This window comes from Acinetobacter sp. YH01025, from assembly GCF_013420185.1.
Classification (GTDB): domain Bacteria; phylum Pseudomonadota; class Gammaproteobacteria; order Pseudomonadales; family Moraxellaceae; genus Acinetobacter; species Acinetobacter indicus.
On sequence record NZ_VOYR01000004.1, the window covers coordinates 139,013 to 154,991 of the forward strand.

Below are 15,979 nucleotides of genomic sequence, written 5' to 3' on the forward strand. Positions count from 1 at the left end.
TGAGGAAAGTTAGTAAAGCAGATCAGGATAGTGAAATGAATATCGAGATAAAAGAAGCGCAAGGATTACCAGAGCAAATTGTAGAGCTTGAAAAACAGGCATCGAAAGAGGGTTTTGCTTTTGTACAGCGTTTAATTGATGAGTATCAGAGTGCCAAGAATCGTTTCGATCAGCCTGGGGAGTTTTTACTTTTTGCTTATGATCAGGACAAGCTGATTGCCTGTGGCGGCCTGAATCAGCAGTGGAATGATCAGGAAGTGGAACAGGGAATTGGCCGGGTGCGCCGTTTCTATGTATTGCCTGAATATCGTAAACACGGCGTGGGCAAGCTGTTATTGCAATACTTAGAGAAAAAGGCGCGTCCTCATTTTTCGGCCTTGTGTCTGGATACCGAAACCAAATCTGCGGCGCATTTTTACCAGAAGCAGAATTATGTCTATGTCGAAAACCATCCCAATTATAATTATTTTAAATATTTGGTTTAAACGGCAGCATGAGCTTCGGACTGGGGTTTGAAAATTGCCTGGTTTGCAAATTTCTATAATTTTAGTCGGGATTTAAGCGTGAATTATATCAAGAACTAAAGCTATAATGGCTTTAGTTTTTTTATTTTGATGATTAGGAGATCGCATGACTGTAGATGTCACTGAAACCATTTCTCAAACCGTTCATCCTGCGTTTCAGTTGGTACGTCAACACCATGTTGAAGCCTTAGACATTTTAGTGTCTGAATATAAGCATCGGGTTACCGGTGCGGTGCATTATCATTTGGCCACCAATCATGATGAAAATGTATTTCTGGTGGCATTTCGTACCCAGCCCATGGATTCCAAGGGCGAAGCGCATATTCTGGAACATACTGCACTGTGTGGCTCTGAAAAATTCCCGGTACGCGACCCGTTTTTCCTGATGATTCGCCGTTCATTAAACACCTTTATGAACGCCTTTACCGCAGCCGACTGGACGGCCTATCCATTTGCCACCCAAAACCAGAAAGATTTCCAGAACCTGCTGGAGGTGTATCTGGATGCAGCCTTTGCAGCTAACCTGAATCCACTGGATTTTGCCCAGGAAGGGATTCGTATCGAGCTGGAAAATGGTGAGCCTGTATATAAAGGCGTGGTCTTTAATGAAATGAAAGGCGCGATGAGTTCGCCTTCAGATCAGCTGTATCACCAGTTGGCACATCATTTGTTCCCGGAAACCACCTACCATTACAATTCCGGTGGTGACCCGAAAGATATTCCAGACTTAACTTACCAAGAGTTAGTGGATTTCTATAAATCCCATTATCACCCAAGTAATGCGGTATTTATGACTTTTGGTAATCAGTCAGCGTATGACTTGCAAGAACAGTTCCAGAGCTTGGCTTTAGCCAAGTTTGAACAGGGCGAAACCCTGTATTCAAAACCTGAGCGCCGTTTGGCTGCGCCAGTGACCGTAACTGAAAGCTATGCGGTCGATGCTGAAGATTTAAAAGACAAAACTTACCATGTTCTAAGCTGGTTATTGCCAGAAGCCAGTGATATTAAACTGCGTTTGGGCATGCGTCTGGTCGAAGGTGTGTTACTGGAAAACTCGGCTTCACCACTGCGTCATTATTTAGAAACCTGTGGTTATGCGCAATCAACCGGGCCATTTATGGGCGTGGATGATTCCAACTTTGAAATGACTTTCTTCTGTGCCATTCAAGGTTCTAATCCTGAGCATGCAGCAACCTTTAAAGAGGGCGTCTTCAAGGTACTGCAAGAAGTGGCGTCTAAACCGGTCGACAGCGATACTGTCAATGCCATTTTACACCAGATCGAGCTGCATCAGCGTGAAATTAACGGCGATGGTATGCCATACGGTTTAAGCCTGATTCTAAACGGCTTGAGCAGCGCGATTCACCATAGTGATCCGGTGCATGTCTGGGATGTTGACAGTGCCATTGAACAGGTTAAAGAAGAACTGAAAGATCCAATGTGGCTGTCTCAGTTGATTCAGCAGCACTTGATTGATAATCCGCATCGCGTCCAAATGACCCTGGTCCCAGATGCCAGCAAATCAGCCAAAGATGCCGAAGCTGAAAAAGCCCGTCTGGCTGAAATTGGTGCGCAGCTGACCGAAGCACAAAAAGCAGAAATTATCGCCCAGACCGAAGCGCTAAAAGTGCGTCAGGATACCCCGGATGATTTAAACCTGCTGCCAAAAGTCGGCCTCGAAGATGTGCCGGCAGAATTGCAAATTGTACAGGGGCAGCTACGTGAGATTATCTGCAACCGCATTGATACACCATTAAACCTGTATCATGCCGGTACCAACGGTATTTATTACCAGCAGGTCTTGGTGCGTATTCCCGATGAGATCGTGAAATCGCCTTATTTTAATCTGCTGTCGATTTTAATGGGTGAAGTCGGTGCCGGTGAATATGATTATCTGGAACTGCAACAGCTGCAAACTGCAGTGAGTGGCGGTCTGGGTATGGGGGCATCCTTACGCTCTAAGGTCGATGACAAAAACCGGATTAGTGCCTGGCTGACCTTAACCACCAAATCACTGGTGAATAATTTTGATGCCATCCGCCTGCTAAAAATTGCCTTTGAGCAACTGCGTTTTGATGAAAAAGACCGGATTATCGAGCTATTACAGCAACGTAAAACGCGCTGGCAGTCCCGGGTATCGGGTGCAGGACATAGCTATGCCATGCAGGCCGCTTCACGTAACCACAGTGCTTTAGCGCTGCGTGATTATCATAATACTGGTCTGGGCGCATTGAACTGGTTAAGCGAGCTGGTCAGCAAAATTGAACAGGATGATGCTGCTTTTGATGCGCTGATGGATGAGCTTAAGCTTATTCACAGTATGTTGCTGCAAGCGCCAAAACAGTTCCTGCTGGTCTGTGAAGAGCCACAATCAGACCGTCTGATTGAAGAAATTCAAACCGTGTGGGACAAGCTGGCAATTGAACCGCACGAGGCAGCTTTAACTCAAGTGCCTGTTGAAAATAACAATGCAGATGAAGCCTGGCTGATTCAGGCCAATGTACAGTTCTGTGCGGCAGCGTATCCTGCGGTGGAAGTATCGCATCCAGATGCAGCACCATTGATGGTCTTGGCGGCGTATTTGCGCAATGGCTTCCTGCACAGTGCCATCCGTGAAAAAGGCGGCGCCTATGGTGGCGGTGCCAGCTATGATGGCAATGCCTGCTCGTTCCGTTTCTATAGCTACCGTGACCCGCGTCTGGCTGAAACCTTTAAGGATTTTGACGCCAGTGTGGACTGGTTACTGAATACCGAGCAGTTACCGCATCAGCTGGAAGAAGCCATTCTAGGTTTGATTGCCAGTATGGATAAACCAGGCTCTCCAGCCGGTGAAGCAATTACCGCATGTTATGCCTTATTGCATGCGCGCACCCCGGCCTTTAGAACCAAACTGCGTGAACGTTTACTGGCGGTTACTTTAGATGATCTGAAACGTGTGGCCGACGTTTATTTACGTCAGCAAACCCCGGTGAAATCGGTGGTGGCACCGGTGGCGAAACGTGAAGCGCTGCAGGAGCTAGGTTTCCAGATCAAACAAGTCAATTAAAAAAACAATAGAGGAAGTTCTATGGCGTTCAATCCTGTTGAGCGCACAAGCTGGTCGCTGAGTGTTACTGCACTCAGCGCTTTGTTTGTGACACATGTACAGGCGCTGGAAGCAACGGTGGTCACCATTCCGCCGACACCGGAAGCCTGTGTGGCGCTGGAGTCCAATGCCGAGCGTTTAGCCTGTTATGATGCTTTATTCAAGCTGCCGGAAGCGGAAAAGGCAGATCTGGTTTCCGAGCGTCAGGCAGCGCAGCAATTGGCCCCTCCACCAGAAACCGTTAAAGAAAAAATTGTGGCCGGGGTGAACAACCTGTTTTCGCTGGAAGGCTCACATATTGATCCGAATGTGTCGTTACTGGATAAACGCTGGGAACTGGCACCCGAAAGCAAGCTGGGCACCTGGAATATCCGGGCTTATCAACCGGTGTATCTGATGCCGGGCTTCTGGACCTCCGATAAAAACGAACGTCCATCCAGTCCGAATGAAAACAATACCGTTACTGAAGCGCAGCAGCAGAACCTGACATCAACCGAAGCCAAATTCCAGTTGTCACTAAAAACCAAAGCGGTTGAAAACCTGTTGGGCGATAATGGCGATCTCTGGCTCGGTTATACCCAGTCCTCACGCTGGCAGGTTTATAATGGTGAAGAATCACGCCCATTTCGTGAAACCAATTATGAACCTGAAGCCAGTTTAATGTTCAGAACTAATTATGAGATTCTGGGCTTGAATGGGCGCTTGTTAGGCCTGACCTTGAACCATCAGTCCAATGGCCGTTCCGATCCGCTGTCACGGAGCTGGAACCGGGTCATTTTGAATCTGGGCTTTGAAAAGAACAATTTTGCGCTGATGTTGCGTCCGTGGTATCGCATTGAAGAAGACCGCAGTGATGACAACAACCCGGATATTAAAAACTATATTGGCCGTGGCGATATGCTGGCATTCTACCGCTGGAAAGATCATGATTTCTCGCTGATGTTACGGCATAGCCTAAAAGGTGGAGATGATGCGCATGGCGCTGCCCAGTTTGACTGGGTATTCCCGATTAGCGGCAAATTAAGAGGGCATTTCCAGCTGTTTGATGGCTATGGAGAAAGCCTGATTGATTATAACCACCGCGCGACCTATGTCGGCCTAGGTGTATCGTTAATGAACTGGTTCTAAATTCATGCACCCGCAAAAAGCCACTGTAGACAGTGGCTTTTTTAATTTCAGTTGATAACGGAACTCGCGCATCAACCAATCTGAATATCGGTGGTGGGATGTTGCAGGCGGCTGCGTTTTGGGGTAGCAATTAAATAGGCCAGGGTCAGTGGGCCTAAACGGCCGGCAAACATCAGCAGCATTAAGGCCACCAGACTTAAGGGTTGTAATTCCCCTGTAATCCCGCGAGATAAACCTACGGTACAGGCCGCAGAAACCGCCTCAAACAGCAAGTCCATAAACTCATGTTCAGGTTCCAGCAGCAACAGGCTGAAAATCCCGGCAAAGACTAAAAATGCAGTAATCGACACCACAGCCAAGGCTTTAAAGGTGGTTTTTTCCGGTACCGAATAATTAAACACCCGCACTTCATCGGCGCGTCGTAAAAAGCTGATCACGCTTAATACCACAATAATAAAGGTGCCGACTTTAATGCCACCGGCGGTACTTAAAGAGCCTCCGCCAATAAACATTAGGAACATGGTCAGTAAATTGGAAGCATCACTCATGCTGGCAATATCCAGACTGTTAAAGCCGGAAGAACGGGGTACGGTAGCATGGAACCAGGCATTCCAGGCCTGATCGGTCAGGCTCATGGCGGCCAGCGTCGCAGGGTTACTGGCTTCGAGTAACCAGATGGTGATAAAGGCAAACAGGTTTAAACCCAGAATGGTGGAGAGGATCAGCTTGCTGTTGGCGCTGAGTTTATGCCAGTGCCGGGTTTTTTTAATGTCCATTAGCACCACAAAGCCCACACCGCCAATAATGTAAAGCATGCTGATGGTAAAGGTAATCAGGTACTGGTCGGCAAAGCTCATTAAACTGTTGGGAAATAATGAAAATCCGCCATTATTAAAAGCCGAGACACTATAAAAGGCGGCATAGAAAAAGGCTTCCAGAAAATCGTAATCTTGCAACCAGGCCAGGGTCAGAATAAAGGTGCCGATGCCTTCAAAAAACAGCGAATAGAGTAATACGCCTTTGATGGTAAAGCCTACCGTCGCCAGACTGGTCTGACCAATGGTTTCCTGGGCCATCATCTGCTGTTTTAAGCCAATTTTCGGTGACAGGCTCATGGCGGCCAGAATTGCGAAAGTCATAAAGCCCAGCCCGCCACATTGCAGCAACAGCATAATCACAATCTGGCCAAATACGGTATAGGCCTCGCCGACATTGACCACCGACAAGCCGGTAATGGTCACCGCAGAGGTGGCAGTAAATAAAGCCTGTAACCAGCTCAGGTCCCCCTCATGGGCAAAGGGCAGTTTAAGCAATAGAGTGCCGATCACAATAAAGCTTAAAAATCCCAGCGCGAGCAGACTCGGCGGGCTTAAATTGACCGTGGTTGCTGTGCTGGGCTTCGCCGTATTTTTATAGGCAGTCTTATTCTTCGTCATGTGATTCATGGCTATTTAAAATGCTTGGATAAGCGTTTCAGCTGTTCAACCTGGCCTTCAAGCACCAGAATATCGCCTTGCTGCATAATTAACTGCGGATCAAGGCTGAACTGAATCTCGCTGCCGCGTTTATGCAACAGGGTTTTTACTTCTGGCGCATGACCGATAAATTCATGATAGCGTGTGCCATTTAAGGCTTCAGTCACCTCGACTTTGACAATAAAGTGATCATCTTCCAGTGCCATATAGCGGCTGACCATCGGATAACTCAGTGACTGGGCAATGCGGACACCCATATCTTCTTCCGGATGAATAATTTTGCTGACCTGCAGATGGGTCAGAATCATGTGGTGGGCTTTGGACTTGGCTTTGACATAAATTTTTTCCAGCCCCATATTTTTCAGATGCAGCACACATAAAATACTGGCTTCAATATCTTCACCAATGGCCACCACCACCGCATCACAGTTCTGGATATTCAGCTCCTGTAGCACGTGTTCGTCGGTGGCATCGGCAATCACGGCATGGGTAATTTCCTCGGCAATATTTTCCACATATTTTTTATTAATATCGATGCCAATCACATCATGTTTCAGGCTGACCAGTTGCGTGGCAACGGTGGCACCAAAACTGCCTAAGCCAATGACTGCAAATTGCGCCATAGTGTGTTCCTAATTACATTTTTATGGTTAGCGTGAATATAAATTTATTTTAAAGATCAGGTGGATATTTACATCATTTTTCTTAGGGTGTTTGTGTAAACCAATAAAAAACCGCCAGCAAATGGCGGTTTTTTAAACTAGATTTTATTTCAGGAAGCGCTGATAACCTAAGTTATTGCTAATTTCCGCATATGGATAGCTAATGCTTTCCAGGGTTTCAATCAGCCCGTCCGGGTTCTGTTTGGCATCGCTGGCTTCCAGACCCACCAGCACACGGCCTTCGGCGGCGCCGTGGTTACGGTAATGGAACAGGGTGATGTTATGGGTCGGGCCTAAACGCTCCAGGAAGGTCAGCAGGGCGCCTGGACGCTCCGGAAATTCCACCCGGAACAGACGTTCATTTTCAATATCGGCATGACCGCCAATTAAATAGCGGATGTGCAGTTTGGCCACTTCATCATCGGACAGATCATCAACATCATATTGCACTTTCAAGGCCTCAAAGATGTCATGACGTTCTTTTTCACCGCCTTTTAAGCTAATGCCGACAAAGACCTGTGCGGCCGATGCATCACTGGCACGATAGTTAAACTCGGTAATATTACGGCCTTGCAGGGCGCGGCAGAAGTTCAGGAAAGAGCCTTTCTGTTCTGGAATAGTCACCGCAAAAATCGCTTCTTTGCGCTCACCGAGTTCAGTGCGCTCGGCGATATAACGCAGGCGGTCAAAGTTCATGTTTGCGCCGCAAACAATTGACACGATATTTTTGCCAATCAGCTCATGCTGCTCGACATATTTTTTGATGCCGGCCAAGGCCATAGCACCTGATGGTTCCACAATGCTGCGGTTTTCATCAAAAGTATCTTTAATTGCAGCGCAGATTTCATCGGTATTCACCAGCACCACATCCGGTTCGACAATCGGGCCAGAGTTGTCTGATTTTTGCAGGCGAATCACATCAAATGGTTTTTCACCAATCTGTGCCACGGCGGTTCCATCGGCAAACAGACCAACCGAAGGCAGAACAATACGCTCACCGGCTTCTAAGGCTGCTTTCAGACAGGCCGATTCATCATATTCCACTGGAATGACTTTGACATGCGGAGCGACATCACCCAAGTACGCTGCTACACCGGCAATCAGGCCACCGCCACCTACGGCAACAAAGACATAATCGACATCGCGCCATTGACGTAAAATTTCATTGGCGATGGTGCCTTGGCCGGCCATGACCAGTTCATCATCATAAGGTGGAATGAAGGTCATGCCATCATCCTGGGCACGCTGAATGGCATATTTGTTGGCCACATCAAACGAATCGCCGTGTAGTACTACTTCGCCACCTAAACGTTTTACCGCCTGTACTTTAATATCTGGCGTGGTTTTAGGCATCACGATAATGGCACGAATCCCCAGTTTTTTTCCTGAAAGAGCCACGCCTTGAGCATGGTTGCCGGCTGAAGCTGTGATCACGCCACGTTCTAACTGCGCTTTAGGTAGTTGGCTAATACGGTTATAGGCACCGCGTAGTTTGAAAGAAAAGACCGGTTGTAAATCTTCCCGCTTGAAGCGGATGTTGTTATTCAGTCGTTCACTAATTCGTGGCGCTGCTTCGAGTGGGGTTTCGATTGCAACATCGTAGACTGTTGCTTGTAAAATTTGTCGAACCAAACGAGACAGCATGTTAATCTTCCATCTAACAGTTTAAAATAGGGGTTTATTGTAACAAACCCCTGTACATTTGGGCTGTAAAATCAGCATCAAATGTCAAAAAATAGTTGAGCGAAGTCATGAGTCTGTATGCAACCCAAGATGAGAAGAAACAAGCTGCGGCAAAAGCAGCCTTAAAACATTTGCCTAAAGGCGGGATTCTGGGTGTAGGCACAGGCAGTACCGTCAATTTTCTCATCGATTTATTGCCTGAATTGCAATTGGAAGCGGCTGTAGCCAGTTCTGAAGCAACGGCAGAGCGCCTGAAAAAGCTGGGTATTGAAGTCGTGGATATGAACAGCGTGGGCGGTTTAGATGCCTATGTCGATGGCGCAGATGAAATTGACCGTCATATGCACATGATTAAAGGTGGCGGTGCGGCGTTAACCCGTGAAAAAATTGTCGCGTCGATTGCGAAAAAATTTGTTTGTATCGTCGATGATTCAAAATGGGTTGAACAGTTGGGCCGTGAATTCCCGCTACCGGTTGAAGTAATTCCAATGGCGCGTTCTGCTGTGGCACGCAAGCTGGTCGCACTTGGGGGTGATCCGGCGTACCGTGAAGGTGTGGTAACCGATAACGGCAATGTGATTTTAGATGTTTATAACCTGAATATCTTAAATGCACTGGAACTGGAAAAAACCATCAATGATATTCCGGGTGTGGTGTGTAACGGTATTTTTGCTTTAAACAAAGCTGATATTGCTATTGTTGCAACCAATAACGGTATCGAAGAGCGTACTGCAATTTAAACTTAACAGCTTTAAGAGTTAATCTCCCCAAACCCCTCTTTAAAAAAGAGGGGCTTTTCTCCCTCCTTTATTAAAGGAGGGTCGGGGAGGACTCTCTAAAAAGAACAATAATGACATTATCCGACCTTCCTGAAATTCAAATCACCCGTAATGTTCGTGCGACGCGACTGCGTTTACGTGTCGATGGTCAGCAGATTAAAGTCACGGCGCCTGTTTTTTGTAGCAATCGTCAAATCCAGAAATTTATTGCCGATGCCGAAAGCTGGCTGTTAAAAACCTGGCAAGCGCAACAGGCCCAGTTGCAGCGGGTTGATCAGAGCCTGCCTGCTGAATTACAACTGTTTAATCTCAATACACCCATTCAGATTGGTTATCAGAGCCAGAAACAGAATTTTATCTGGGATGAATCTGCTTTACAGCTGTGGATTAGTGATCGGCATCCTGAAGCTTATTTAAAAACCTTTATGATTGCTTATGCCAAGCAGCATTTGCCGCTGTATTTAAAACAGTTGAGTCTGGATACTGGGCTGAACTTTAACGGCTGTAATATCCGCCAGCCGAAAACCCGTTGGGGCAGTTGCTCGGCCCGCCACGATATTATGCTGAATAGTGCGCTGGTATTAATGCCAGAAGCGATTTGTCGTTATGTCTGTGTGCATGAGTTGGCGCATACCCGCCATTTTGATCATAGCCCGCGCTTTTGGGCAGAGGTGGCGCGGCATGATCCTGAGTTTCAGCAGCATCGACAATTTTTAAAACGCTTTCAGTTGCCGTATTGGTGGTTGGGGTGAGGGTGCCGGGTCATCCTTGTTGAACTCACCCATTCCTCGTTCATTTTTCTGAAAAATCAGTACTCTGATCGATCCAATAGGCACATAAGACAAAAAACCATCAATACCGAGTAAAAAGGTTTAGAAAGCACAAACTTCCTGTCATACTACTGCTTTATTGAACATAGCACACTTGATTGAGGTATGAACGTGATTTCAGTAGGTATTGTCGGCGGTACAGGTTATACAGGCGTTGAACTTTTACGTCTTTTACTACGACATCCAGAGGTACAGGTCACTGTATTAACCTCACGTACTGAAGCTGGTCGCCGTGTCGATGATATGTTCCCAAGTCTGCGTGGTCATACCGATTTATGCTATTCAGATTTAAATATTGAAGATTTAAAACAGTGTGATGTGGTGTTCTTTGCTACGCCGCACGGTGTTGCCATGAAACACGCGGCCGATCTGGTTGCGGCCAATACCAAAGTCATTGATCTGGCGGCAGATTTCCGTTTACAGGATTTGGCCCAATTCGAAAAATGGTACGGCATGGAACATGCCTGCCCAGAGATTCTTAAAGATTCAGTCTATGGTTTATCTGAACTGAACCGTGAGCAGATCAAAACTGCACAGGTGATTGGCAACCCGGGCTGTTATCCAACTACCGTGCAATTAGGTTTGGCACCATTATTAAAATCTGCTGAAACCTTGATTAAACCTGAAAGTATTATTATTGATGCCAAATCGGGCGTATCCGGCGCCGGCCGTAAAGCCAGCCTGGGCATGATTTACTCTGAAAATGCCGATAACTTCAAGGCTTATGGGGTGGCAGGTCACCGTCATCATCCGGAAATTGTGGAAGCATTGGAAAACATTTCTGGTCAAAAAGATGTGTTTAACCACATTGTGTTTGTGCCGCATTTAGTACCGATGATTCGTGGCATGCTCAGCACCATGTATATTGACCTGACCGATGCAGGGGATGCGGCAGATGTACAGGCGCTGTATGAACAGTTTTATGCGCAAGAGCAGTTTGTAGATGTAATGCCAGTAGGTAGCTCACCGGAAACGCGTTCAGTACGCGGCGCGAACCAGCTGCGTATTGCCCTGTACAAGCCGCAACCGAAGAAACTGGTGGTGCTGGTGGCGCAGGACAATTTGGTGAAAGGTGCAGCCGGTCAGGCGGTACAAAACATGAACCTGATGTTTGGCTTTGCAGAGCAGGCTGGCCTAGAGGTGATTGGTCTATTACCATAAGAAACGCTTTTCGACTTCACACACATTTAGATTTCGATTTAAATGTGTGGTTTGAATGCAATCAAAACAAGAGATGACGATGCAGAATACGGATACCAATACCACGTCACAACCGACGCCACCGAAAAAACCTTTTATGCAAAGCAATTTACCTCTCGTACTCGGTGCAGCTGTATTAATGTTAGGCAGCGGCTTTTTGGGCTATTCGGTGGGGCATCGTCAGGGTTTGACTGTGGTCGGTTATGATGCCGATGCAGAGCAGCTGGTTGAAGTCGTACAGGAACAGAAAGTTCGTCTGGAAAGCCTGAATAAAACCCTGAATGCAGCGGTTCAGGAGCGTGATGTAGCGGTCAGCAATGCCAATGACCTGTATGCGGCCCTGAATCAGGCACGTAATGATAAAATCCAGGCCGATGGCATGGGCAATTTATACCGTGAAGTGCTGCGTGATCGGGGTGGTTTAAGTCTGACCATCCAGAATATTGGGATTAAACCTTTACCCGATAATGCCTATGAATATCAGCTCGATCTGGTGCAGATCAGCCCGAATAAGCGCCGTGCTTCAGGTAATGTTGAACTGCGTCTGATTCAGGGCACCGAGGTGCTGGTGGTGCCTATGGAAGACAATAATTTCAATTTTGATAATTACGAGCGCCTGACCGGTCGCTGGACCATGCCAAAAGGCTTTAGTCCGCAATTTATTGAAGTGCGTTTAACTGGTAGTACCCCTGTGACCAAGCGATTCAGCTGGGCACGTGGAAAAGCCACTGAAGCGCCTTCTGCCTTTATCTCTGAAATACCGCAAGCAGAAGCCACTGCGCAATAACTGTGAAATAAATCTCTTATGCGAAGTAACAAACGACCAATTTGTTTAAACGAAATCAAACAGTCTTTTCAGCAGTCCGGCATGGTGGACTGGCATTTTAATCCGCGTTTAAGTACGGATGAGCCGAATGAGCATGAGGACGGAGACATTGCAGTACAGACGGCGCCGCCTGAATTAAAGCGTCCACCACTATACGCTGTCGTTTTATTGAACGATGACTATACCCCAATGGACTTTGTAATTGAAATTTTACAACAATACTTTGCAATGAATCTTGACCAAGCGACTCAAGTAATGCTAACTGTACATTACGAAGGAAAAGGTATTGCAGGGGTTTATCCGCGAGACATCGCAGAGACCAAAGCAAACCAAGTCAATAATTACGCTCGATCTCAAGGTCATCCATTACTTTGTCAGATTGAGCCTAAAAACTAAGGGGGTTACATGCTCAGTCGTCAATTAGAAGTATCATTACGTTTGGCTGTTAGCATGGCTCGTCAAAAGAGACATGAGTTTCTGACGGTAGAACATTTATTATTGGCTTTGCTCGACAATGATTCTGCAGTAAATGCGCTAAAAGCATGCGGGGCAGATATTATTGTGCTGCGCAAAGAACTTGAAGAATATGTAGAACAACATACCCCTAAACTCGGTGAAAACAGCGATCAGGCACCGCATCCAACGGAAAGCTTTGACCGTATTTTGCAACGAGCAATTTTCCATGTGCAATCCAGTGGTGGTGATCGCACAGTCGAAGGCGCAGATATTCTGGTTGCGATGTATTCGGAACGGGATTCTTTTGCCGTATATCTATTAAAACGCCATCAAATTAACCGTTTAACCTTAACTCAGTATCTTTCTCATGGTACGCGTAAAGAAGAATCGCAAGCCGAAGAAGAAATTGAAGAACTCGATGGGGAAAGCTCAACTTCGGCCAATAGCGGTCCACTGGAGCTGTATACCACCAACCTCAACAATGAAGCGGTGAAGGGCAAAACTGACCCACTGATTGGCCGTGAAAAAGAAATTGAACGCGCCGCGCAAATCTTATGTCGCCGTCGCAAAAACAACCCGCTGCTGGTCGGTGATCCGGGGGTGGGTAAAACCTCAATTGCCGAAGGTCTGGCCTGGTTAATCGTGAATGGTAAAGCGCCAAAACCACTGCTCAATTCAGAAATTTACAGTCTGGATATTGGTGCCTTGGTGGCCGGAACCAAATACCGCGGTGATTTTGAAAAACGCCTGAAACAGCTGTTAAATGCGTTAAAGAAAAAGCCGGAAGCGATTTTATTTATTGATGAAATCCACATGATTATTGGTGCCGGTTCCAGCATGGGCAGCACCATGGATGCCTCGAACCTGATTAAACCGGCGCTAGCCAATGGCACTTTGCGTTGTATCGGTTCGACCACGTTCCAGGAATATCGTCAGGTCTTTGAGAAAGATCATGCCTTGTCGCGTCGTTTCCAGAAAATTGATGTCAATGAGCCATCAATTCCTGAAACTATTGATATTTTACGTGGCTTGAAATCGAAATTTGAAGATTTCCACCATGTGCAATATGACGATAAAGCGCTGGTTTCTGCGGTTGAGCTGTCATCTAAATACATCAATGACCGTTTCTTGCCAGATAAGGCGATTGACGTGATTGATGAAGCCGGTGCACAGCGCCGTCTGAAAGATGAACAGGAAGATCGTCTGATTACCGTTGAAAATATCGAAGATATTGTGGCGAAAATTGCCCGTATTCCACCGAAAACGGTGTCTAAAGATGACAAGACTGTGCTTGAGCATCTGGAACGTGATCTGAAACGTGTGGTGTTCGGTCAGGATGAAGCGATTGAAGCACTGGCGTCTGCCATCAAACTGTCACGCGCCGGTTTGAAATCGCCTGATAAACCAGTGGGTAGTTTTGTATTTGCCGGCCCGACCGGGGTGGGTAAAACTGAAGTCACCAAGCAGCTGGCCAAATTGCTGGGTGTCGAGCTGGTCCGCTTCGATATGTCGGAGTACATGGAACGCCACGCGGTGTCCCGTTTAATTGGTGCGCCGCCGGGCTATGTCGGTTTTGATCAGGGTGGTTTGCTCACCGATGCGATTCATAAAAATCCGCATTGTGTGCTGCTACTCGATGAAATTGAAAAAGCCCATCCGGATGTGTTTAACCTGTTGCTGCAAATTATGGATCATGGCTCATTGACCGATAATAACGGGCGTAAGTCAGACTTCCGTAATGTGGTGCTGGTACTGACCACCAATATTGGTGCAGAAAGTATTTCTCGTGTCAGCATTGGCTTTATGGAACAGGACAACAGCAATGACAACCAGGAAGCAATGAAAAAAGCCTTCTCGCCTGAATTCCGTAACCGTCTGGACAGCGTGATTCAGTTTAAAGCCTTGCCGACCAGCGTGATTGAAAGCGTGGTCGACAAGTTCCTGACTGAACTGCAAGCTCAGCTGGATGAGAAAAAAGTCATTCTTGAAGTAGATCAGGATGCACGTGAGTGGATGGCTGAACATGGCTATGACCGTTTAATGGGTGCACGCCCAATGCAGCGTTTAATTCAGGAACACCTGAAGAAACCACTGGCAGAGATGATCCTATTTGGTGAGCTGGCTGAACACGGCGGCAATGTAGCCGTATCTGTCAAGAAAGAAAACGGTAAAGCCACCGGTTTGAAACTTGAAGTATTTGAAGATCAAACCGCTGAACCGGCTTAATCCTGTACTTGAATATGAAAGCCCGTGTACGCACGGGCTTTTGTTTGTTTAAGGTTTATCTTTTTACCTTTCTATTGGAAAGCTGCGCGTCACTTGTATTGTGAGTTTTTATGGATTTTTCTATCACTAAAATTCTGACCACGGTTTGTCTGTTCTTGGTGACGGCGGTGGCGGAAATTTTGGGCTGTTACTTTCCTTATTTAATTTTGAATCAGGGGAAATCACATTGGCTCTGGTTACCAACAGTATTGGCCTTGGCGGTATTTGTCTGGCTGTTAACCTTGCATCCGGCAGCATCAGGGCGAATTTACGCCGCTTATGGTGGAATTTACATTTTTACCGCGCTGATGTGGCTGAAATTTGTTGATCAGGTCAGTTTGAGCCGTTGGGATCTGCTGGGCGGTCTGGTGGTGATGTGCGGCGCGCTGATTATTATTTTGCAGCCACAAGGACTGGTGCGTTAATTTTTCTATTGTCATTGTGGGCTGAAAATGGGAATTTACTGCGGCAGGATTTACTACCGCAGTTAGTGATTAATCGGGTTGGTTTAGAATTGACATTCCGAATTTTTTAGCTGTAACTGATACTGCTGCTGCGCCGAGCTTAACTGCAGCTCAATCCGGTAGGGATTGACGCGTTGGAACTGATGCTCAAAAATCATCTCGCAATTCTGCAGTAAATTCTTTTTCATGATTTTTTTCACTTCGCTATGGCCAACATCCTGAGCAAACTGCTCGAAATCCGGGCTGCTAATCAAACCTTTCACTTCAACTCGGTCTGCAAATAGCTGCATCTGTTCAATAATCGTATTCTGATCGACCTGATACGGCAGGGTGCGTGAATCTTCCACACTAATAATATTCAGAATTTCATTAAGTCCGGTCGTATTCTTGATTTTGTACTCGGCATCAATGATCTGTTTTTGTTGCAGATACTGGTCCAGTTCACTGGCATGGCTGGTGAATGAAAGGGCACTGAGTCCGAGGGCTAAAACTGTCGACAAATAGATTTTATTGTTCATTCGAGTCACACATTATGAGCTGTATTCTAGACATTTATATCAACATGAATAGGGCGGATAAGCAACCATCCGATCTGGCTTTAT

Annotated in this window: 14 protein-coding genes; 10 read left to right on the forward strand and 4 right to left on the reverse strand. The window is 46.6% G+C overall.

Translation table 11 applies throughout. The annotated features are described in order from the left end of the window. The first annotated feature begins 35 nt into the window (after nucleotides 1–35). From FTT89_RS06455 to FTT89_RS06465, 3 genes are all read left to right on the forward strand, one after another. Nucleotides 36–485 (forward strand): GNAT family N-acetyltransferase, encoded by a 450-nt coding sequence (locus FTT89_RS06455; protein WP_005177673.1) that lies wholly within the window; start codon nucleotides 36–38, stop codon nucleotides 483–485. 145 nt (nucleotides 486–630) lie between these two features. Further along, the gene (locus FTT89_RS06460; protein ID WP_075167736.1) at nucleotides 631–3,570 is read left to right on the forward strand and encodes an insulinase family protein; all 2,940 of its coding nucleotides are present in this window, start codon (nucleotides 631–633) and stop codon (nucleotides 3,568–3,570) included. Between the two features lie 21 nt (nucleotides 3,571–3,591). Beyond that, a complete protein-coding gene (locus tag FTT89_RS06465; RefSeq protein ID WP_005177679.1) occupies nucleotides 3,592–4,737 on the forward strand; it encodes a phospholipase A in 1,146 nt (381 codons plus the stop codon). A 71-nt stretch (nucleotides 4,738–4,808) separates the two neighbouring features. Here FTT89_RS06465 and FTT89_RS06470 read toward each other — a convergent pair whose 3' ends face one another. The 3 genes from FTT89_RS06470 to ilvA all read right to left on the reverse strand — a co-directional run bounded on the left by FTT89_RS06470 (nucleotide 4,809) and on the right by ilvA (nucleotide 8,518). After that, a complete protein-coding gene (locus FTT89_RS06470) occupies nucleotides 4,809–6,173 on the reverse strand; it encodes a TrkH family potassium uptake protein (RefSeq protein WP_168406313.1) in 1,365 nt (454 codons plus the stop codon). A gap of 11 nt (nucleotides 6,174–6,184) precedes the next feature. Further along, nucleotides 6,185–6,835 (reverse strand): TrkA family potassium uptake protein, encoded by a 651-nt coding sequence (locus FTT89_RS06475; RefSeq protein WP_005177682.1) that lies wholly within the window; start codon nucleotides 6,833–6,835, stop codon nucleotides 6,185–6,187. Nucleotides 6,836–6,979: 144 nt separating this feature from the next. Further along, entirely contained in the window at nucleotides 6,980–8,518 is a 1,539-nt protein-coding gene (gene ilvA / locus FTT89_RS06480; protein ID WP_005177685.1) for a threonine ammonia-lyase, biosynthetic, read from the reverse strand. A gap of 107 nt (nucleotides 8,519–8,625) precedes the next feature. On the opposite strand from ilvA, the gene rpiA reads away from it, so the two are divergent. The 7 genes from rpiA to FTT89_RS06515 all read left to right on the forward strand — a co-directional run bounded on the left by rpiA (nucleotide 8,626) and on the right by FTT89_RS06515 (nucleotide 15,338). Further along, nucleotides 8,626–9,297 carry a ribose-5-phosphate isomerase RpiA gene (gene rpiA / locus FTT89_RS06485; protein WP_005177689.1) on the forward strand — a complete coding sequence of 224 codons (672 nt, stop codon included), beginning with the start codon at nucleotides 8,626–8,628 and terminating at the stop codon, nucleotides 9,295–9,297. A gap of 110 nt (nucleotides 9,298–9,407) precedes the next feature. Then, nucleotides 9,408–10,088: a M48 family metallopeptidase gene (locus FTT89_RS06490; protein WP_180006519.1), complete on the forward strand. Its 681-nt coding sequence runs from the start codon at nucleotides 9,408–9,410 to the stop codon at nucleotides 10,086–10,088. Between the two features lie 183 nt (nucleotides 10,089–10,271). Further along, nucleotides 10,272–11,327: an N-acetyl-gamma-glutamyl-phosphate reductase gene (gene argC, locus FTT89_RS06495; protein WP_171525122.1), complete on the forward strand. Its 1,056-nt coding sequence runs from the start codon at nucleotides 10,272–10,274 to the stop codon at nucleotides 11,325–11,327. Nucleotides 11,328–11,406: 79 nt separating this feature from the next. Further along, a complete protein-coding gene (locus FTT89_RS06500) occupies nucleotides 11,407–12,153 on the forward strand; it encodes a DUF6776 family protein (RefSeq protein ID WP_075167738.1) in 747 nt (248 codons plus the stop codon). Between the two features lie 18 nt (nucleotides 12,154–12,171). Then, on the forward strand, nucleotides 12,172–12,588 hold the full coding sequence (gene clpS / locus FTT89_RS06505) for an ATP-dependent Clp protease adapter ClpS (protein ID WP_035363010.1): 417 nt from the start codon (nucleotides 12,172–12,174) through the stop codon (nucleotides 12,586–12,588). Between the two features lie 9 nt (nucleotides 12,589–12,597). Next, a complete protein-coding gene (clpA, locus tag FTT89_RS06510) occupies nucleotides 12,598–14,874 on the forward strand; it encodes an ATP-dependent Clp protease ATP-binding subunit ClpA (RefSeq protein WP_005177712.1) in 2,277 nt (758 codons plus the stop codon). A 110-nt stretch (nucleotides 14,875–14,984) separates the two neighbouring features. After that, entirely contained in the window at nucleotides 14,985–15,338 is a 354-nt protein-coding gene (locus FTT89_RS06515) for a YnfA family protein (RefSeq protein ID WP_005177718.1), read from the forward strand. 83 nt (nucleotides 15,339–15,421) lie between these two features. Here the strand turns inward: FTT89_RS06515 and FTT89_RS06520 are convergent, their stop codons facing one another. Next, nucleotides 15,422–15,895: a hypothetical protein gene (locus FTT89_RS06520; RefSeq protein ID WP_016658171.1), complete on the reverse strand. Its 474-nt coding sequence runs from the start codon at nucleotides 15,893–15,895 to the stop codon at nucleotides 15,422–15,424. Between the last annotated feature and the right edge of the window lie 84 nt (nucleotides 15,896–15,979).